Here is a 19,583-nt window from a genome sequence, read left to right as displayed (position 1 = left end):
AACAAAGAAACACCCGAATCAAGTGCATTGGAGCCATGCCGATGACCATCGGACGAAAATATCTTATATGTCTGCTGCTACTGATCCCACTGTTCATCGCGGGCTGTGGCGGTGGTGATAATGGGGGATTTACCAGGGATGATGACAGCACCATTGTTGATCCCACGGATCCAACCGATCCGTCAGTGCCTGTTGAACCACTGCAAATTACTACCACGGCGCTGCCTGAAGGTGTTGTCAACCAAAGTTATGCTGCCGTACTCAGAGCGACAGGGGGAAGACCCGGTTACACTTGGTCGATTGCTGAAGGTACTAGCCTGCCTGATGGCATATCCCTCAATACTGTTGGAAGCAATGGTGCATTGACGGGGTCGCCAACCAGCACCGGCATTTTCAATCTCATCATCAAGGTGACCGATGGGCGTGGCGCCAGCGAGCTCCAGGAAGTCACCATAGTGGTCAATTCCTCAGATACCCAAGCCCCCGCGATCAGCACCACAAGCTTGCCAAACGGCACATTGGGTATTAATTATGCCGGTCGTTTGGAAGCGACAGGCGGACAATCCCCTTATCGTTGGGCACTTGAAGACGATACGGTATTGCCGCCGGGTCTTGCCCTGAATACGGAAAATGGAAATATCACAGGCGCCCCCAACACCACTGGCGTCTATAATTTCATCGTCAGTGTTACGGACAACAACCAGATCATCGCTTATCGCACCCTGACCATTCTAGTCAACAGCCCTGATTCTCCAGCTATCAGTACAGCTGCTCTGCCAAACGGTGTCTTGGGTATCAATTACTCTGCCCTGCTCCAAGCCAGCGGGGGACAAGCCCCCTATGCATGGTCTGTTCATGCTGGTGCACTGCCTGACGGACTTACCCTGAGCAGCGAGGGTGTCATCAATGGAACACCCGCCACCACGGGCACCTTCAACTTTGTCGTAAGTGCCACAGGTCAAGGAAACAATGCAACCGCATTCCAGGTACTTTCTATCCTGGTCAACACAGCAGACGCCCCGCAAATCACCACTTCTGAACTACCCAGCGGTGTCGTCGACAAGCAGTACGCAGGCCAAATCAATGTAACAGGTGGGCTGGCCCCTTATAGCTGGACCCTCGAATCAGGATCCTTACCCACAGGATTGACTCTGAATTCCACCAATGGAACCATCAGTGGCATACCCACCAGTCCGGGTATTTACCACTTCATTGTCCGCATTCAAGATCAGAGCAACGGCGTGGCCTATCTGCCAATGCTGATCACGGTCAGCACACCGGAAGCACCGGTTTTTGACACCGATCCAGAGGACTTACCAACAGGTCGGGAAGGTGAATTCTACGCTGCGGCTCTGGAAGGCAGCGAAGGTGTGCGACCCTACACATGGTCCATACAGGAAGGTGGATTACCGCTGGGCCTGAATCTCGACTCTGCTAATGGCACTATCAGCGGCACCCCAACCACTTCAGGAACATTCAACTTCATTGTCCGGCTCAGCGATGCAGAGGGCGGCCTTGCCTTCAAGGCCTACACCATTTTCATCAGCAACGCAGAGGGTGAGTTCAATGGTACCGGACCGGCCATCATTCCTTTCCAGCTGAGCGGTGAGAACGAATTCGACCTGCGTCATATCGGCGGCGGCAGGTTTACCGTGGAACTGCTGGACGCCAATGGCGTACTCATAGATACCTTATATGATGAAACGGGTGACGGTTTTGCCTGGGAATACCTGACCCTGGACCCGGGCTGGTACCTCCTGCGTATTGTTGAGGGTGGTAACTGGACGGTACGCATCCGCCCCTCCATAGGCGGCGGTGATCCCTCAGATCCGGTCGTCAGCAGCATCGTCCTGCTCAGCAACACACCCCAGCTGGCCTCGGCGGGAGATCAACCGGTCACCCTGACGGCCTTCGTCCGCGACGCCAACAACGTACTCATGGAAGACGTGCGGGTCACCTTCTCGGCGGATAGCGATACCGCAGTCCAGGTCATCCGGGGCATCACCGATGAATCCGGTACGGCACAGGCTCAATTGCGCACGCTTCAGGACAAATCCAACCGGACCGTCACGGCCACCGCCAGTGTGGGCTCCGTGACCTCCAGCACGCAGATTCGGGTTACGGGTACAACCATCACCATCACAGGACCGACGTCATCCGTCATCGTGGGTGAAACCGTCAACCTGACCCTGGCCCTGAGAGATTCGGCCGGGAGAGCCATTCCCAATGCCGCACTGACCGTGGCATCCAGCACAGGGAACACGGTTCTGACCCCCAACCCGGTTACCGGCACTAATGGTCAGGCCACCGTCCAGATCGTTGCGGATCAGGGCGGCAATGACAGCATTACCGTCACGGGTGAAGGTGCCACCTCGCAGTTCACGCTGGATGTTTCCACCGACACCCTCACCTTCCTGAGTCCGGATGCCAATGCAGAAATCCCCATCGGCACCAATCAGGCACTGACCGTTCGCTGGGAAACGGGCAGCCCCCCCACTCCCGTGGCGGGGCAGGTGGTCAGATTCACCGCCACGCGAGGTACCTTCCTGGTGAGTCCGGCGGAAGTCACCACCAACGGCAATGGTGAAGCCACCATTGAGATCAGATCCACCAGTTCAGGCCCGTCGATCATCACGGCCACGACCGTGGGTGGACCCGAAGCGCGCAGGGAGCTGCTTTTCGTGGCCACCCAGGCAGACACCATGACGCTGCAGGCCGAACCGGCGGTACTCTCAACCAATCTGGAGGGTCAGGATACCGAACAGAGTGAGATCATCGCTGTCATCAGAGACCCCGACGGCAACTTGGTGAAAAACAAGCTGGTCAGATTCAATCTGACGGACATCACCGGCGGCAGCATCTCCCCGGCCGCCGCCGTGACCGATGCCTTTGGTCGTGCCTCCACCACCTATACGGCCGGCACCACCTCCAGCACCACGGACGGGATTGAAATCAGGGCCTGGGTGGATGACACCCCATCCGTTGAACAGATCGTGAGACTGACCACGGCCCAGAAATCCCTGTTCATCACCCTTGGCACGGGTAATGTGATCGCAAAACCCGACAGTGTCAGATACGCCAAGCCCTATGGGGTACTCATCACCGACGTTTCAGGCGCCCCTGTCGCCAACGCCGATGTGACCATAGAGATCTGGCCGGTACGGTACTACAAAGGCTATTGGGAAAAGCCGGCCCCGGCATTGCCCTGGAATCAAGTCATCACCACAATTCCCGGGTGTGAAAATGAAGACCAAAACCGCAACGGCATCCTCGATCCGGGTGAGGATTTCAACAACAACAGCAGACTTGATCCGGGCAATGTCGTTACGTTTTCCCAGTTGAACCTGAGAACCGATGCCACGGGGTTTGCAGACTTTGACGTGGTCTACTTCCAGCAATTTGCCCGTTGGGTGGATGTGGAGATGCGAGCCAGGGCCGTTGTTACCGGCACGGAATCCATCGAAATCGTCAAATTCAGGCTGCCCATCCTGGCTGAAGATGCGGATCCACTTTCACCCGGCCCGCCGGGGAACCCAAGCCCGTTTGGTCAGTCCGCCACCTGCGCGGATGATGTTTGAATTAAGGAGTAGCCCTCACTCCTTTCGCCAGACCAGGTAAACCAAAGATCGGGCCCCTGAAACAGGGGCCCTTTTCATGCATCCTGGCTGTTCATCCTTCCAAAAGAATGCGTCGCTTCCCTTTACAATCAAAGCATTGCCCAAAACCGCAGTCCCGATTATTCCCCCAAAGATTCCGTTCATCGACCCGGCAGCGACTGCGGCCCGATACCCGTCTAGACTCTATGCCATGAACAGAGCCAACGGATTCACACTTGTCGAGTTGATGGTCACCCTGGCCGTGGCCGCCATCCTGGCAACGGTGGCAGTGCCTGGTTTCACCCAGATGATCCAGAGCAACCGGGTCACCACGCAGACCAATGAACTGGTGTCCGCCTTCGCCCTGGCGCGCAGCGAAGCCATCAAGCGTGGGGGCCAGGTTTCCGTGACCGCCACCGGCAATAATTTTGCCACTGGCTGGTGCGTGCATTTGGGAGCAAACTGCACCGGTACGGACATATTGCGGCAGTTCCCGGCAATGAAAAACATGACGGTCACCCCCAACAACCAGGCAGCCATCCGCTTTGATGGCCGTGGCGCCAAGACAGAACCGGCCGGGGTGATCAGCCTGGAAATCAAACCCCAGGGATGCCCATCCGGAAAGGCCGGCATGCGCCGGACCCTGGAAATTCACAATACGGGACGCTCCAGCGTTACCTCTGGACCTTGTTGATCATCGAAGGGGAGTCGCAAATGGAATGCCGTCGCACCACGTGTTTCCCTCCCCCACCGCAACAAGGCTACACCCTGATCGAAGCCATGGTCGCGGTTCTGGTCCTCGCCATCGGCTTGCTGGGACTTGCCGGTCTGCAAGCCACCGCCATGCGTTTCAACCACGATGCCCAGCTTCGCTCCCAGGCAACCTTCCTGGCCTACGACATTACCGACCGCATGCGCGCCAACCTGACCGGCGCCTACGAATCCGGTTTTTCCGGCAACCCGAACTGCGATACGGACTTCACCCCTTCCGGTGCCGATCCGGCCTCCGACGACCTGGAAGAATGGCGAAACCTGCTGGCCTGCCTCCTTCCCCGCGGGGACGGCGCCATCACCCGGGCCGGAGACACGGTCACCGTCCGCATCCGATGGAATGAACGGGAAGACCAGAACGCCGACTTCCTTCAGCAGTTCGAGTTCAGCACGAGGCTGTTTTAGCCATGGACAGACCCGACATCGCCAGCCTGCCTCCTTGCGCACGCCGTGAAACCGGGCTTTCCCTGGTCGAACTGATGGTGGCCATGGTCATCGCCCTCATCATCACCGCCGGAATCATCCAGCTATTCCTGGGCACCCAGCAGACCTACCGCCTCCAGCAACAGCTGTCCGTGATTCAGGAAAACGCCCGTTTTGCCACCGACGAGATCAGCCACGCCGTACGCATGGCCGGCTTCGTCGGCTGCGTAAGAGCCAACGAAAACCTCAATGTCAACATCATCGCCAGCCCGGCCGGCTCCGTGGTCTTTGACGTCGATCAGGTGCTGGACGGGCTCGACAACGTTCCCGCCGGCACCACCATCGGCGGCCGTGCCGTGACCGAGGGGACGGACCTGCTGATCATGACCGGTGGCCGCCCCCCCGTGGGTCGTCTCATCGAGGAAAAGGTAGCCAATGCCAACGCCAAGCTTGAAAGCAACGTGGGGCAATGGAAGGCCGGAGACATCCTGATCATCTCGGACTGCGAATCCATGGATATTTTCAGGGCCACCAACGTCTCCCAGAACACCTCGCCCATCACCATCGCCCACGCCTCGTCAAGCAATACCACCAACTTCCTGTCCAAGGTCTACGAAGAAGGCGCCGATGTCATGTCCTTCCTTCAGACCACGTTTTTCATCAGCCAAAGCGATGTCGTCCCGGCCCTGAATGCACTCTGGCGACGGACATTCCCCGGGCAAGTGGAAGAATTGGTCACCGGGGTCGAAAACATGCAGATTCAATACGGTGTGGACACCAACCGAAACGGCGTGATCAACCTTTACCGGACCGCGGACCAGGTCACCGCCACGGATGATTGGCCCAACGTCCTGAGCATACGCATCAGCCTCCTGCTGGCATCCTCGGCCGACAATACCCTCGACGCGGCTCAAACCGTCTATTTTAATGGTGCGGCCTTCACCGCCGAGGACCGACGAGTCAGACAGGTGGCCACCACCACCATCGCCATTCGCAACCGACTGCGCTGAGGTCGCCCCATGACCGGCCATCCCCTGAAGACCGCGCCCTGCCAACAAGGCTCGGCCCTCATCATCGCTCTGGTCTTTCTGCTGCTCATGACCATGGTGGGCGTCTCCGCACTCCAGCAGACGACACTCCAGGAACGCATGGCCGGCAATTTGAGGGACCGCAGCCTGGCCTTTCAGGCCAGCGAGGCCGCCTTGCGGGCCGGTGAACGCTGGCTGGACGAGGGTGCCAACATGCTGATCGCCGAAGGCACGGCGACACCGAACAATCCCAGGAACTGGGATGGCGTCACGCATTCCGGTATCTACGCGATGAATGACCCCCAGCTTGTGCAAAACCCTAGATACCTGGTGTCCACCCCGAGGCTGGTGCGCGGATACACGGTCGATATCGCCGGCGAGGGCGCCGCCGGGGCCGGCAGTGTCCTGAGCTATTATCCCGTCTTGTCCCGTGGCATGGGCGGAACGGATTCGGCCATCGCCATCGTGCAGAGCTACTGCCTCTGGCCCTGCAGACCTTAGTGACCCCCGGACGCACGTAATCAGGAGTTGCCAATGATGACATCCAGTCCCCTCCAACGGCGGCCCCAGGCCCGCCCACTGTCCGCCGGACTCCTGGGATTTGGCATGGCACTGTTCACGGCGCTCCCCGCCGCCGCCCAGGTCAACATCGCCAACGCTCCCCTGTTTCTGACCGCCAGCGTCGACCCCAACGTGGTCTTCATCATCGACGACTCGGGATCGATGCAATGGGAAACCATGCCGGATGAACTGACCAAGACATTTGGTAACGATCTGAACAGCCAATACGTCATGTGGACCTTCCCCCGGGTGCAGAACCTGCACGGTGGCAGTTCGCAGTACAGCAACCAAAGGACGGTCCGTTTCAGTCACAGCAACAACACCGCCTATTTCCGCTCATCCCACAACAACACCGTCTACTACAACCCGGCCATCACCTATAAGCCCTGGTTCAACGCAAATGGCACCACCATGCCCAACGCCGATCCGAAGGCAGCCCCTAACCGCCCCCTGTTTCCGGAATTCGGGACGCGCAACCTGACGGTGGACAATACCCAGACCACCAACTGGCTCAACAGCAGCGGTGGTCACACGAATACGAGCCAGACCTTTTACCCGGCACTCTACTACCACTACAACAGCGGCCCGGTGATGAGCGCCGATAGCTACACCCGGGTGGAAATCCGTTCCACCACGGAAAGTTACACCGGTCATGGGCGGCAGCACCGCACCGACTGCGCCAATGCCGCCGGCGCCACCTGCACGTATGCCGAAGAAATCCAGAACTTTGCCAACTGGTACAGTTACCATCGAAGCCGCATCTTCGCCGCCCGCGGCGGCATCGGCGCCGCCTTTGCCATCCAGCCGGAAAACCTGCGGGTAGGCTACGGGGCGATCAACAAGGGCTACAGCAACATCGATGGGATCAGCACACGCACCGTGGTGAGCGGCGTACGCCCCTTTTCCGGCAGCAACCGGGAAGCCTTTTTCAATGAGCTCTACACCCGGCCGGTCCCCGCGGCCGGCACCCCCCTGCGCATGGCCCTCAGAGGCGTGGGCGAATACTATGAGCGCACCGATGATCGCGGCCCCTGGAGCAGTACCCCGGGCCAGAGCGGTGGCCAGGACTTGAGCTGCCGCCATAGCTCCGCCTTTCTCATGTCCGACGGTTACTGGAACGGCCCCGACCCGGGCGTGGGCAATCAGGATGGCAGCGGCAATACCACTCTGACCGGCCCCGGCGGTGTCACCGGCGGCTATACCGTCTCGGCGCCCTTTTCCGACAGCCACAGCAACACCCTGGCCGATGTGGCCATGAAGTTCTGGAAAAACGACCTTCGCCCCGACCTTCCCAATCGGGTCCCCGTCAGTGAACGCAACCCGGCCTTCTGGCAACACATGGTCACCTATACCGTGGGACTGGGGGTATCAGGCAGCATCGACAAGGACGCAGCCTTCCAGGCGGCCACGCCGCCCTACTCGGCCCTGTCCACGCCCTGGCCCAACCCCCACCCCAGTGACGCCGACTCCGCCAAGATCGATGACATGCTCCACGCGGCCATCAATGGCCGAGGCGGTTTTTTCAGTGCCTCGGACCCCAAAACCTTTGCGGACGAACTGGCCGCGGTGCTGGAGGAATTTATCGGACGGGTGGAAAGTTCCGCCACCTCCGCCGCGGCCAGCTCGGCAGTCCTGCAGGAAGATACCCTGCTCTACACCACCGGCTTTCGGTCCGGTGACTGGTCCGGCAGCCTGACGTCCAAACAGATCGGCGAAGGCGGCAACCTGGACGGCAACTGCCCGGCCTGCTGGGACGCCGAACAGAAGCTGCGTGCCAAAGGGCATGCGGCTCGAAACATCGTCACCACCAATGGCACCGGACAGGGCATCTCTTTCCAGCCCGGCGCCCTGACATCCGCCCAGATCAATGCCCTCAACCACACCCCTAACGGCACTCAGGACAACCTTGCCGCCGAACGGATAGCCTGGCTGCGCGGCGATGAAGCGGCCCACCAGAGCTTCCGTAGCCGCTCCGAGTCCGGACCGGCCCGATTGCTGGGAGACATCATCAACTCGGATCCCCAGTTCATCGGACAACACTACAATGGCTTCAGCCGTCTGCTGGGAGCGCCCGCATTCAGACAACGGGCGCGGGTGATCTATGCCGGTGCCAACGACGGCATGTTGCATGCCTTCGATGCCGATACCGGAGAGGAGTTGTTTGCCTTTATCCCCGGCGAGTTGCTGAAACCCGAACCGAACACCTCGTTTTCACCCCTGGCCCGCCTCATGGACCCGGAATACAGTCACCGCTTCTACGTGGATGGAACCGCCTATGTCGACGAGGCCCAGATCGGTGGCCAATGGAAGACCATATTACTGGGCACCATGGGGGCTGGCGGGCGCAGCATCTTCGCGCTTGATGTCACCGACCCGTCAAGCTTCGGCCCCGCCAAGGTGCTATGGGAATTCACCGACAATGACCTGGGTTACAACGTGGGGCAGCCCACCATCGCCCGCGTCGGTAGCAACGGTGAATGGGCCGCCATCTTCGGCAACGGCTACAACAGCAACAGTCACCAGGCGATGCTTTTTGTCGTTCGCCTCAGCGACGGCCAGCTGATCCGCAAGATCAGCACCGGCACGGGTAGCGGCGGCTCGCCCAACGGGCTGGGGGCGCCACGCTGGACCGACTGGCCGGACCGCAGCCTGAAGGCTACCAGAGCCTATGCCGGTGATTTGCAGGGTAACCTGTGGCGATTCAACCTCAGCCACAACAACGCCGGTCAGTGGTCCGCCACCAAGCTGTTCACGGCCCAGGACCCTGGCGGCAATCCTCAGCCCATCACCTCGGCCCCCGTGCTGGCCCTTGACGAAGACGGCGACAACATCATGGTGGCCTTCGGCACCGGCAGCTATTTCCGGGTGGAAGACGGCGGCAGCCCCGGCAATCAGGTACAAACGATCTACGGCCTGGTGGATACCAACAGCCTGATCAGCGGCCGTAACCAGCTCCTCAAGCAGGAAATCGTCGCGCAGGGCTCCCACACCACGGGGGGCAGGAGCTACACACTTCGCCGGATCTCCGACTACGATCTCCAATCCAACCACCGGGGCTGGTACATCGACCTAAGCTGGATCACGGGGGAACGGGTGATCAGTGGTCCGACGCTGCCACGCGGCTTCAACGAGCAACGGGTGCGCTTCACTACCATGATCCCGGATGAAGACCCCTGCGGCACCGGCCGCAGGGGGTTCCTGATGGAACTGAACCTGTTTTCGGGATCACGGCCGGACCGTGTGATCTTTGACTTGAACGAAGACGGCGAGTTTGACGCGGACGACCACTGGAATAACGCGCCCCCCACCGGCCTTGAATTCGGCACGGGAGAGCGCCCCATCAGTGTGTCCGGCTATGTCTTTGACGGTCAGGGTAGACGGATCACGGTCGAAGACCCCCGGATGCACGGACGTCAGTCCTGGCAACAACTGAGGTAACGGATATGGATTGGCACAACACCACCAACGCCCGCCTCGTCGGCGGGCCATGGATCGGCAAGGGCCTGCGGGTCATGCTGCTCGCGGCGCTTGGTGCCTTGCCGGTCACCACCCTGGCAGACCCGGTCAGCATCGTGGGGAACATAAACGCCGTGGATATCGCCCGAGGCAGCATCATCATCGATGAAACCGTCTACAGGCTGAGCAGCAATCTGAAGATCACCGCCCTGGATGACGGTCGATCGCACTTTGAGCAACTCCGGCCGGGGACGTACATCAGCTATCTCACCACGGGGTCGGGTGACGCCGTCAGTGTCACCCATATTCAGATATTGGATTACTTGCCTGAATAAGGAATGCCGCAGATGCAACATGTGTCGTTACAGAAGGGGTTCACCCTCATAGAAGTCATGATCGTGGTGGTGATCATCGGTATCATTGCCTCGATTGCCTACCCGTCTTATACCGAATACGTCAACAAGTCGCGCCGCACCGACGCCACCACCTCGCTATTGATCGCCGCACAGCAACTGGAACGGTGTTACACCCGGCAAAACACTTATGTTGGCTGCCCCGTGCCGGAAACATCGCAGGACGGTCATTACAGCATCAGCGCCACCACGCAAACCCCAAGCACCTTCACCCTGGAGGCCACGCCGGCCACTGGCAGCCCACAGACCAAGGACGGCAAATGTACCAAGTTCACGCTTACCCATACGGGCGAGCGGGGGGCGACAGGTTCTCTAGGGGCCGACTGCTGGTAATGTGATTGATCACGGACTCACTGCACCGACGCGGTATATGTCGGCATAGCCTGAAAAGGCGTCAGGACCCGCCTGACGCCTTCAAAGCTTACAAGATCAGCTGACTTTTTCCTGCCAGGACAACACCTGAATCGGACCGCCACTGCCCCCCCAGAGTCCGTGCTGGCGAAGATTCTCCAAAGCCTCGGAACTGTACTTAAGGGTAAAGTTTCCCCCCAGGTCCGCATCCACCGCGTTTTCGTTGCCGGTCAGGGAAATCACGGAACCGAAGATATTGGCGGTGCCTGAACCGGATGACAGTCGAGCTCCGTCACGCAGGATGATCAGCCCCTCGAAAGTAATGGTGCCGTTGGCGGGGAAGATTTCGATATCACCCGAGATGATGAGCACGCCGGCACCATGCTCGTTGCCTCCCAGACGGATACTCCCGGAACCGGTGATATGGTGAACCTTGGGGGCATCACGTCCACCCAGGAAGCTGGATATGTCCACCGTGTTGCCGCCCACGGTCACGGTCTCCGTGCTTGGGCGGCCGATCAGGGCATCCGCATAGGCATTCCATTGATCGACGCCCACGCCACTGTCAGTAGTTGCGGCATCAGTCTGCTTTCTCGGTGGGTTACCCTGAATCTGGTCCGCGCGATTGTCCCCATTCTGGTTGCCCGTGCTGATGGCGTTGGGATCGTTGTTACCCACCAAGTAAATCCCCGCAACATCACCATCCCGCTCACTGTTCAGAGTGCCGTTACAGCCCGCTCCGGTGCAGTTACTGGAAGTAGGGGTGCGCCAGTCTCGACCATCATAGTAAATGGCATTATTGCTGTTGGAGCCGGTTCGGGTACGGCAGTCCGCGCCATAACATGTGTAGGCTGATTCGGGGTTGGGTCCACCCACCCCCGGCAGACCAAGTTCCACTTGCAGGATACGACGAGCCCCCGTGTCGGCCACGATACCCAGGACTTCCAGAGTGACCGTGTTCGTCACCGTCACCGATTCCAGCGACCAGGCGGCGCCACCATTACCGGGAACCGCATGCACCCCATCACCGACGGCATCCATGATCGCCGCCCCATTCCATTGGGTGTAACCAGGGTCCAGTAACACCGCAAGCACCTCGCTCACACCGCTTTCGGCGGCCATGAAGGCATTGGCGGCCTGCCGTTCGTTACCGGCCAACCGCTCCTGTAGAAAACTACCGTTCAGGGTCGCCACCCCAACCAGAGTAGCAACCGCCAGCAGGACCAGGCTGACAACCAGCGCAACCCCCCGCTGTCTTGGGTAATCATTGGACATGGCAACTTACCTCTGTGGCCAGTGAGTGTATTCAGTTATATATGAGTCTCAGGATCTCATTACGCAGGGCAACGTGGAAACCAAGGCGATGCTCCAGCGGTGCCTCCCCTTGGGTGGCCCGACTCAGAAAAGTCATTTCCACCCAAAGACCGATGATGGGAGAAGAGGCATCCAAGGGATCTGCCGGCAATAGAGTCACGTCCAGGGAAGCATCCTCCACCGCGGGCACCAGGGCCACGGCGTTTGCAGTGGAAGCGCCACAGAACAGGGCATTACCCTGGACGAAATACACCAGCGCCTGATCACCGGCACCGACATTGCACCACTGAGTATCTCGACTACGGGTAACCGCAAGCACGCCGGCATTCTCGTCCCAGACCACGCCCGAAGCCCCGCGCACATCCCTGGCAATAAAATCCACGGCGTACCCTATGGATTCCTGCAACTGGGAGAGACGCTGGGATTCCCGATAGGACACCTGATTTCCCAGGAAAACGTTCACCACCCCGACCAGTAGGATCAGCCCAATCAACAAGGCGACCATCAATTCCACGAGTGACAGCCCGTGTGACCGATGCGCGGGAAAACCCATCGTGGGAGCGCGACTCATGGGGTAATCTCCTGAGGCAACCGAACCACGTATTCAAAACTGGAGATACCACCGGGCTCATTCAATCGCTCCTCGGACCAGCGGACCAGAATGGTATATACCCTACCCCCTGATGCTTCACTGATCTGACTGTCCGACAAACCCGGCAGCGAAACACGCCCGTCAACTGAATTCTTGTTGGTCCAGAAATCCTGCCATTCCTTCTCCACATCGGACAACGCATTGGCATCCAGCGTCCCGTCCTGTCCCAGTCTGATCCACAGTCGTTCACCGGCATCCATGGCGATCACGGTAGCCACGGTCCTTTGATAGGCTGAGTGGGAACTCTGCATGCCCAGCAATTGCAAACCGGCGAGGCCCAGTAAACCGACACTGAGCAAAAGAAGCGCCACCAAGGCCTCGATCAGGGAGAAGCCAGCCTGACGGCCATGGCCGCCGGGCCGACTGCTACGGAGGGGCTTCATGATGTAAACCTCGCTGATGAATCGTGCTTTACGAGGTATTTGACCCTAGTTTTGCCTTGAAATGATCAGGAGTTCGACGAATGGCAGCGTTGGGAAGATGAGGCGGGCCAGACGAAGTACCGGTCATTTCAGCCCCAAGGCTTCCATCTGCCGACACGAGATCAGATGACCACGCTCGGCGGCGCGCCGGATCCAGGAGAGCCCCAACGCCTCGTCCCTGGGCACCCCCTCCCCCGTGATGTGACAGCGACCCAGCCAGTGCATGGCGTCCGGGTATTGCTGGTTCGCGGCGGCTGTCAGCCAGTGGATGGCCAGCGCTTGGCAGCCGGCCTCCATCAGCATCAGGGCCACGTCGTGGCGGGCGGCGGGGTCACCGGCGTCCGCCTGCTGGATGACCTGAAGATCCTCGTCTTCCAGATCCGGCAGGGGGATATCCCCGCGGATCAGTTCCAGCTCGATCCTGGCATGTCCCGGCCCTCGCCCTCCTGTCCTGCCCAGGCGTCTTACCGTGCCGGTGGCGATACGCCGCCAGAGGGTCCTTCTGCTTAGACCGGTCAGCTGGATGGCCGATTCCAGGGTGATTGATGGCATGCGCGGGTCCTCCATTGAATGGAGTTTAGCGGGTGGAGGAATCCCGCTGGAAGGGTATGGCATTGAAAAATAATGCCGACAATTTTAGTCGGCATTACAGGGTTGTGCCAAGGGTCGCGAGGGGCGGGGGCCGGAATACCGGGCAAGAGGGGATTGGTACCGTTCATCCCCAATCTGGAGTTGGCATCATGCTTGCTCTGCTGGTCATGTCATCCAAATGAACGGAGAGCTGTGATGCAGAATCAGAAGGGTTTTACTTTGATTGAACTGATGATCGTGGTGGCGATTATTGGTATTTTGGCGGCGATTGCTTTGCCGGCGTATCAGAACTATACGGTTCGCGCGCAGGTAACTGAAGGTATTGGCATGGCAGCAGCCGCAAGATCCACCGTCTCTGAAAACCTTATCGTCGGAAATGCTTTAAATTGCACCGGAGTTGAGGCTGGTACGATTGGAAATACAACTATTGCCTGCACTGAGGATGAAGACAATCCGGCAATCGTGGCAACGGTGGATACCTCTCAAGGTGACGTAGCTGTTACCTACACAGCAACCATGGTTGGTGGCGGCGTTGAGTGGGAGTGCACATCGATCGCGACTGACCATAAGTTCGTACCGGCTAGCTGCCGCAACGTTGCCGCCCCCTAATATATAAACTTTATTAACCCGACAACCAAACGTCTGCAAAATCCACAAAGGACACCCACTTTCCGACGCGGATTTATCGCAGCCCCCTCCAGACCCCGACCTTGCGTCGGGGTCTTTTTTGCCCGGACTCTCCTATCTTAAAAAATCCAACATCGAAATCTAACGAGTTATGGGGACCTCGAAAAATACGTTCTGCTCGGTCATGATACGGATAGGCCCCAACAATCTAAAGCAAAATCTAAAGGACACCCACTTTTCGCCGACCTCCTCGACACCTATCTAAAGGACACCCACTTTCTGCCGACCTCCCCCACCCTCCCTGAGACCCTCACCCCATGACCCGACCCCGCTCAGAACTGGTATCCGTCACCGACACGCCCTGGTATCACGTGGTGTCGCGCTGTGTCCGCCGCGCTTTCCTCTGTGGGCAGGACCACCACACCGGCCAGAACTTCGAACACCGGCGCGGCTGGATCGAGGCCAGAATTCGGCAACTGGCCGCCGTCTTCGCCATCGACGTGGCGGCCTATGCGGTGATGAGCAACCACTATCACATCGTGCTCCGGATCGATCAGGGCCGCGCTCAGGGCTGGTCGGATGAGGCGGTATTGCGCCGCTGGACCAGCGTGTTCTCCGGGCCGCCGGTGGTGCAGCGGTATCTGGACCCACAGGCCCGGGACACCCTCCACGATGCCGAACTGGCCCAGGTTCGGGAGTGGGTGGGTATCTATCGTTCCCGTCTGGTGGATCTGTCCTGGTTCATGCGGGTGCTCAACGAGACCATCGCCCGCAAGGCCAATGCCGAGGACGGGGTTCGGGGGCGGTTTTGGGAAGGTCGTTTCAAGAGCCAGGCCTTGCTGGATGAGCAGGCCATTCTCAGTGCCATGGCTTATGTGGATCTCAACCCCATCCGGGCCGGAATCGCCGACACGCCGGAAACCAGCGAGCACACCAGTCTTGAGGCCCGCCTGTGCCCGGACAAGGCCGAGGCACGGATGCGGGCGGCATTGGCCAAGCACTCGGTCCAGGGGGACGAGGCACGGGTGTCCGGGGAGGCCGGGACCGACATCCCGCACTGGCGTGATGCACTGCGTTGCGAGCACAGGTTGGCGCCCCTTGCCGTCGCCCCGCTGATGCCCTTTGATGCCACCGGCCGGGAGCCCTGGGCGGTGCCCTTTGCCTGGGCGGATTATCTGGCGCTGGTGGAGGTGCTGGGTCGGTGCGTGCATCCCGCCAAGCGGGGATTCATGCCGGCGCAGACACCGAAGTTGCTGGATCGTCTGGGCATGGACGCGGAGGCCTTCATTGCCCACGGCACGAGCCTGTTGCAGGCATTCGGCCACGCCGTGGGCAAGCCGGCGAAGCTGGTGGAACATGCGGCCTGCCGTCAGGCAAAATTCCTGCGCGGGATGGGCGCGGCCCGGCGGGTGTTTGAGCGGCGGGCGGTGATGTAGGCTATTCGCTTCCAACAGGAGTGGGGCCATGACCGATCAAGACACCGCCCGGCCCACGGATCATGACAGCCCGTGGAAGGAGGCTCTGGAATACTACTTCCAGGAATTCACGCAGTTGCTGTTCCCGGCGATCCACGATGAGGTGGACTGGTCGCGGGGATATACCCCCATGGACAAGGAGCTGCAGCAGATCACGGCGGATGCCGAGAGTGGCCGGCGCCATGCGGACAAGTTGATCAAGGTCCAGGCCCGTGACGGGGCGGAGACCTGGGTGCTGATCCATGTTGAGGTTCAGGGTGAGCCGGAAGACGCCTTTGCCGAGCGGATGTACACTTATCAGTATCGTCTGCGGGACCGCTACGGCATCGACGTGGTGAGCCTGGCGGTGCTGGCGGATACCCGCTCAAGCTTTCGGCCGATGTGCTATCGGTATGCCCGCTGGGGTTGCGAGCTGAGTTTCACCTTCCCCACCGCCAAGCTGATCGACTGGGAGGAACGATGGCCGGGGCTGGAGGCGAGCGAGAATGTCTTTGCCCTGGTGGTGATGGCACAGATCAAGGCCAAGCGACTCAAGCAGGGTGCCTCGCGCAAGGACACGAAGGTGGCCTTGATCCGGTTGCTCTATGAACGAGGATACCACCGACGGGAAATCATGCGGCTGTTCCACATCATCGACTGGATGATCCAGCTGCCAAGAGAACTGGAACCCGAATTTGTTCAGGCGGTCCATGCCATTCAGGAGGAGAGACACATGCCTTACGTGAACACCATTGAGCGCTTGGCGATTGAGCAGGGAATCAAGCAGGGCCTTGAGCGGGGCCTGGAACGGGGCCGTCACGAAGGAGTCGAAGGCACTTTACGCAAGTTGATTACCCTGAAGTTTGGCGATCTGCCCGCATGGGCTGATAAACGCTTGGCCTCAGCCACGGATACCCAGCTGGACGAGTGGGTCCTGCAGATTCTGTCGGCCGACAGCCTGGACACCTTACTCGGTAAACACTGATCCTGCGTCATTCCTGCGCGGGATGGGCGCGGCCCGGCGGGCGGTGTTGTAGACATACACGGCTATGTAGTTGTCCCATGAGGCCGTGCCGTCAGATCAACACCAAGCGCTCGCATTACGGTCAGCAACGTTTTGAGTGTTGGGTTGCCTTGCTCACCATGATGCGCGAGAAGCCCCCGGCTTTAGCCGTGGGGAGGGATAGCGCTCGCCGAAGGCGGTGATTGCTTGTGTTATCCTGAGGCCTTCCCGCATCTTCGGCGCAAGTTGCCGACGCTATGGAGCAATAGCTATTTTGTGACCACGGTGGGCGGTGCGCCCCTGACGGTGGTGAAGCAATACATCGAAAGCCAGCAAACATCCGAGCGCCCGAAAGAGCGCGAGAAGTGGGCACGCTATCTGGAGACCTTGAGTTGACTGATGCCGCCAAAACCATCATCAAGACCCTGAGCGTGCGGGTGAAAGACCGGCACGCCAAGGTGCTTGATCGCATGGGGTTCGAGGTCAATCAGGTTTGGAATCTGGCCAATGAAATGGCCTATGAGGCTTGGCATGTTCCCGTGCCCGAGGTGGGCTGGATTCAGGGGGTCTGGTTGCATCCCTTTGACATCCAGAAAGCATTGGCCGGAATCAACAAGGCTCGTGGATGGCTGATTGGTTCGGCCACGATCCAGGAAGTGATCGCGGTCCATGGCAAGTCTCGAAAACAGTTCAACAAGAGCAAACTGCGCTGGCGGGTATCCGGTGGCCCTCGTCGCAGTCTGGGCTGGATTCCGTTCAAGTCCCGCGCCGCGCGGTTTGAAGGCGGCAAGGTGCGTTTTGCCGGGGAAAGTTTTGGGGTATGGGACAGCTACGGGCTTGAAAACTTTAAATTCCGTGCGGGGAGTTTTTCCCAGGATGCCCGAGGCCGTTGGTACTTTCATGTGCAGGTAGAGGTTGCTGCTCAGGAAAAATCAGAAGGTTCCAGTGCGGTAGGCATTGATCTTGGACTCAAGGACGTGGCCACCTGCTCGGATGGCGAGCGCTTATCGGCCTCGCAGCCCTATCGAACTTTGGAAGAAAAACTGGGCATTGCGCAACGGGCCGGAAAGAAAAAACGGATCAAGGCCATCCACGCAAAAATCAAACACCGGCGCAAGGACGCCATCCATAAATTCAGCACCATGCTGGTGGAACGGCATGGTGCCATCTTCGTCGGTGACGTGAGCAGTGTCAGTCTGGCTAAAACCCGCATGGCAAAGTCCGTGCTGGATGCCGGCTGGGGAATGCTCAAGACCCAACTCCAATACAAGGCGATAGCGCGGGGAGTTTGGTTTGAAGAAATCGACGAGGCGTATACCACCCAAGCCTGTTCGTGCTGTGGTCATATCGGCGACAGCAGTCCGAAAGGTAGGACAGGACTTGGAATCAGAGAATGGACCTGTCAGGCGTGCGGTACGCGCCATGACCGCGACATCAATGCCGCAAGGAACATTCTCGCGCTTGGGCACAAGCGTCTCGCAGGAGGAATCACCCGGCTTTAGCCGTGGGGAGGGTGTCAAGGGAAAGTTCCGTCATGCCTTTGGCGCGGGCTACCACGCCCACGGCTTTCGCAATGTAGGCGGCATCGCCTGTTTCCAACACATCTGCAAGGAATACGGCAATCGCCTCTTCACTTTCAAGGGCTGCCGCCGGATCGTAGTCGTAAATCTTTTCTCTCATGTGGCCTCCCACTCGAATTTAAAGGACACCCACCATTTTGCACCGTGATCTAGTATATCGTTGCCTGGTTTGCCGAGACTAGGCCATTGAACTACACTTGATGCATGAATTTCGAATGGAATCAATCCAAGAGCGATGCATGTTTTGCCGAGCGAGGCTTCGACTTCGGCTACGCCGCCAGAGCCTTCTTCGACCCAGACCGCGTGATTCATGAAGATCTTCGCCATAGCTATGGCGAAGATCGTTATCAACTGATGGGCAAGATCGAACAGCGGGTATTCGTGGTGGTCTACACGCCAAGAAACAACGCCATCCGTATCATCTCAGCTCGCAAAGCCAACCAACGTGAGGTCAGGCAGTATGAAAACAGTCAGAATGACGATTGATCCCGCGAGTCCGGAATCGCTGGTTTCCGGGCGCATTGACCCGGCGCGGGTGGACGCCACGACCGAGGCCGATATTGCCAGGCAAGCGGCGGCTGATGAGGAGGCAAGCATGCAGGATACGGCCCGCTTCGTGCGCCGTGTTCGCAAACGTCTGGGATTAAGCCAAGCCGAATTCTCCAGACGGATTGATGTCCCCCTGGAGAGCATCCGCAACTGGGAGCAGGGCAAGCGGTGTCCCACGGGCGCGGCCAGATCGCTGCTCAAGGTGCTGGACAAGGCCCCGGAAGCCGCGCTGGCTGCGCTACACTAACTGCCGTTCGAGGACTTTAAAGACACCCACTTTTTGCCCACGGCGCTTCACAACGAAGGTACCCTCCCGCCGTCATTCCCGCGCAGGCGGGAATCCAGGGAAAGACTGCCGAATCCCCCGGACTCCCGCTTTCGCGGGAGTGACGCTCTCAAACCAATCGCGAAAGGACACCTGCCTTTTGCTCTCGTACAGCACTGCCGCAGAACCCGGCCACGAGAATCCAAGTGAGAACAACACTGGAACGCTTGACGGAAATGGCATCGGCCGACAGGGAAATAGCCGTGCTATGGCTTTATGGCTCTCGTGCGAAAAATACCGCTACCGAGACGAGCGACTACGACTTGGCGGTTGCCTTCCGAACACCTGACGGTGGAAATCGAGTACGTGAGCGCCATGCGGGAGCATCTGGCCACTCTGACTGAAGAGCTTGAGCAGCTTCACGCATTGAGTCAGGCGCCGCAGGGCCTGTCGCCCCTGATATATCGTGCGGCAGAGCGCAACCTGCAACTATTGACGGAGGCCTGCATAGGGATTGCCAAACAGAG

General features: G+C 59.3%; 21 protein-coding genes and 1 pseudogene. 17 read left to right on the top strand and 5 right to left on the bottom strand.

All coding sequences use genetic code 11. From position 1 onward, the window contains the following. Nucleotides 1-41 precede the first annotated feature (41 nt). From LQD11_RS09140 to LQD11_RS15590, 8 genes are all read left to right on the top strand, one after another. Nucleotides 42-3,578 (top strand): putative Ig domain-containing protein, encoded by a 3,537-nt coding sequence (locus LQD11_RS09140; protein WP_238617270.1) that lies wholly within the window; start codon nucleotides 42-44, stop codon nucleotides 3,576-3,578. A gap of 76 nt (nucleotides 3,579-3,654) precedes the next feature. Next, nucleotides 3,655-4,290: a GspH/FimT family pseudopilin gene (locus tag LQD11_RS09135; protein WP_238617269.1), complete on the top strand. Its 636-nt coding sequence runs from the start codon at nucleotides 3,655-3,657 to the stop codon at nucleotides 4,288-4,290. A gap of 20 nt (nucleotides 4,291-4,310) precedes the next feature. After that, entirely contained in the window at nucleotides 4,311-4,772 is a 462-nt protein-coding gene (pilV, locus tag LQD11_RS09130) for a type IV pilus modification protein PilV (protein WP_238617268.1), read from the top strand. Between the two features lie 2 nt (nucleotides 4,773-4,774). Then, nucleotides 4,775-5,800: a PilW family protein gene (locus LQD11_RS09125; protein WP_238617267.1), complete on the top strand. Its 1,026-nt coding sequence runs from the start codon at nucleotides 4,775-4,777 to the stop codon at nucleotides 5,798-5,800. A gap of 9 nt (nucleotides 5,801-5,809) precedes the next feature. Then, nucleotides 5,810-6,319, top strand: coding sequence for a pilus assembly PilX family protein (locus LQD11_RS09120; protein WP_238617266.1), 510 nt, complete (start codon nucleotides 5,810-5,812; stop codon nucleotides 6,317-6,319). A 36-nt stretch (nucleotides 6,320-6,355) separates the two neighbouring features. After that, the gene (locus LQD11_RS09115; protein WP_238617265.1) at nucleotides 6,356-9,817 is read left to right on the top strand and encodes a pilus assembly protein; all 3,462 of its coding nucleotides are present in this window, start codon (nucleotides 6,356-6,358) and stop codon (nucleotides 9,815-9,817) included. 5 nt (nucleotides 9,818-9,822) lie between these two features. Further along, nucleotides 9,823-10,170 (top strand): PilY2 family type 4a fimbrial biogenesis protein, encoded by a 348-nt coding sequence (locus tag LQD11_RS09110; RefSeq protein WP_238617264.1) that lies wholly within the window; start codon nucleotides 9,823-9,825, stop codon nucleotides 10,168-10,170. A gap of 12 nt (nucleotides 10,171-10,182) precedes the next feature. Further along, nucleotides 10,183-10,581 carry a type IV pilin protein gene (locus LQD11_RS15590; protein WP_276315687.1) on the top strand — a complete coding sequence of 133 codons (399 nt, stop codon included), beginning with the start codon at nucleotides 10,183-10,185 and terminating at the stop codon, nucleotides 10,579-10,581. 96 nt (nucleotides 10,582-10,677) lie between these two features. Here the strand turns inward: LQD11_RS15590 and LQD11_RS09095 are convergent, their stop codons facing one another. The 4 genes from LQD11_RS09095 to LQD11_RS09080 all read right to left on the bottom strand — a co-directional run bounded on the left by LQD11_RS09095 (nucleotide 10,678) and on the right by LQD11_RS09080 (nucleotide 13,539). Further along, on the bottom strand, nucleotides 10,678-11,874 hold the full coding sequence (locus LQD11_RS09095) for a pilus assembly PilX N-terminal domain-containing protein (RefSeq protein WP_238617263.1): 1,197 nt from the start codon (nucleotides 11,872-11,874) through the stop codon (nucleotides 10,678-10,680). A 31-nt stretch (nucleotides 11,875-11,905) separates the two neighbouring features. Continuing rightward, nucleotides 11,906-12,484: a PilW family protein gene (locus LQD11_RS09090; RefSeq protein ID WP_238617262.1), complete on the bottom strand. Its 579-nt coding sequence runs from the start codon at nucleotides 12,482-12,484 to the stop codon at nucleotides 11,906-11,908. Next, a complete protein-coding gene (gene pilV, locus LQD11_RS09085) occupies nucleotides 12,481-12,948 on the bottom strand; it encodes a type IV pilus modification protein PilV (RefSeq protein ID WP_238617261.1) in 468 nt (155 codons plus the stop codon). Before pilV (LQD11_RS09085) ends, LQD11_RS09090 begins: the two co-directional genes overlap by 4 nt. Before the next feature lie 123 nt (nucleotides 12,949-13,071). Then, nucleotides 13,072-13,539, bottom strand: coding sequence for a tetratricopeptide repeat protein (locus LQD11_RS09080; protein ID WP_238617260.1), 468 nt, complete (start codon nucleotides 13,537-13,539; stop codon nucleotides 13,072-13,074). 234 nt (nucleotides 13,540-13,773) lie between these two features. Here LQD11_RS09080 and LQD11_RS09075 point away from each other — a divergent pair, with 234 nt between their 5' ends. From LQD11_RS09075 to LQD11_RS09055, 5 genes and pseudogenes are all read left to right on the top strand, one after another. Further along, nucleotides 13,774-14,187, top strand: coding sequence for a pilin (locus tag LQD11_RS09075; RefSeq protein WP_238617259.1), 414 nt, complete (start codon nucleotides 13,774-13,776; stop codon nucleotides 14,185-14,187). Between the two features lie 335 nt (nucleotides 14,188-14,522). Continuing rightward, nucleotides 14,523-15,641: a transposase gene (locus tag LQD11_RS09070; RefSeq protein ID WP_238617258.1), complete on the top strand. Its 1,119-nt coding sequence runs from the start codon at nucleotides 14,523-14,525 to the stop codon at nucleotides 15,639-15,641. Nucleotides 15,642-15,669: 28 nt separating this feature from the next. Beyond that, nucleotides 15,670-16,644, top strand: coding sequence for an RpnC/YadD family protein (locus LQD11_RS09065; protein WP_238617257.1), 975 nt, complete (start codon nucleotides 15,670-15,672; stop codon nucleotides 16,642-16,644). Between the two features lie 237 nt (nucleotides 16,645-16,881). Then, nucleotides 16,882-17,058: pseudogene (locus tag LQD11_RS09060) on the top strand (IS200/IS605 family transposase); the annotation flags it as partial. Then, nucleotides 17,055-18,164 carry an RNA-guided endonuclease InsQ/TnpB family protein gene (locus LQD11_RS09055; RefSeq protein WP_238617256.1) on the top strand — a complete coding sequence of 370 codons (1,110 nt, stop codon included), beginning with the start codon at nucleotides 17,055-17,057 and terminating at the stop codon, nucleotides 18,162-18,164. The pseudogene LQD11_RS09060 and the gene LQD11_RS09055, both read left to right, overlap by 4 nt. Here LQD11_RS09055 and LQD11_RS09050 read toward each other — a convergent pair. Further along, on the bottom strand, nucleotides 18,151-18,342 hold the full coding sequence (locus tag LQD11_RS09050; protein WP_238617255.1) for an addiction module antidote protein: 192 nt from the start codon (nucleotides 18,340-18,342) through the stop codon (nucleotides 18,151-18,153). The two genes, LQD11_RS09055 and LQD11_RS09050, sit on opposite strands and share 14 nt — an antisense overlap. Before the next feature lie 104 nt (nucleotides 18,343-18,446). Here LQD11_RS09050 and LQD11_RS09045 point away from each other — a divergent pair, with 104 nt between their 5' ends. The 4 genes from LQD11_RS09045 to LQD11_RS09030 all read left to right on the top strand — a co-directional run. Beyond that, on the top strand, nucleotides 18,447-18,728 hold the full coding sequence (locus LQD11_RS09045) for a BrnT family toxin (protein WP_238617254.1): 282 nt from the start codon (nucleotides 18,447-18,449) through the stop codon (nucleotides 18,726-18,728). After that, nucleotides 18,718-19,038 (top strand): helix-turn-helix domain-containing protein, encoded by a 321-nt coding sequence (locus tag LQD11_RS09040; protein ID WP_238617253.1) that lies wholly within the window; start codon nucleotides 18,718-18,720, stop codon nucleotides 19,036-19,038. The genes LQD11_RS09045 and LQD11_RS09040 overlap by 11 nt, the downstream gene beginning before the upstream one ends. Nucleotides 19,039-19,292: 254 nt before the next feature. Continuing rightward, the gene (locus LQD11_RS09035; protein ID WP_238617476.1) at nucleotides 19,293-19,460 is read left to right on the top strand and encodes a nucleotidyltransferase domain-containing protein; all 168 of its coding nucleotides are present in this window, start codon (nucleotides 19,293-19,295) and stop codon (nucleotides 19,458-19,460) included. Further along, the coding region (locus LQD11_RS09030; RefSeq protein ID WP_238617490.1) for a hypothetical protein at nucleotides 19,387-19,583 on the top strand (197 nt) is incomplete at its 3' end. The genes LQD11_RS09035 and LQD11_RS09030, both read left to right, overlap by 74 nt.

Origin of the sequence: Ectothiorhodospira shaposhnikovii, from assembly GCF_022227765.1 — a bacterium.
GTDB lineage: Bacteria > Pseudomonadota > Gammaproteobacteria > Ectothiorhodospirales > Ectothiorhodospiraceae > Ectothiorhodospira.
Note: the sequence above shows the minus strand (reverse complement) of the source record. Positions and strands in the feature narration are given on the sequence as shown.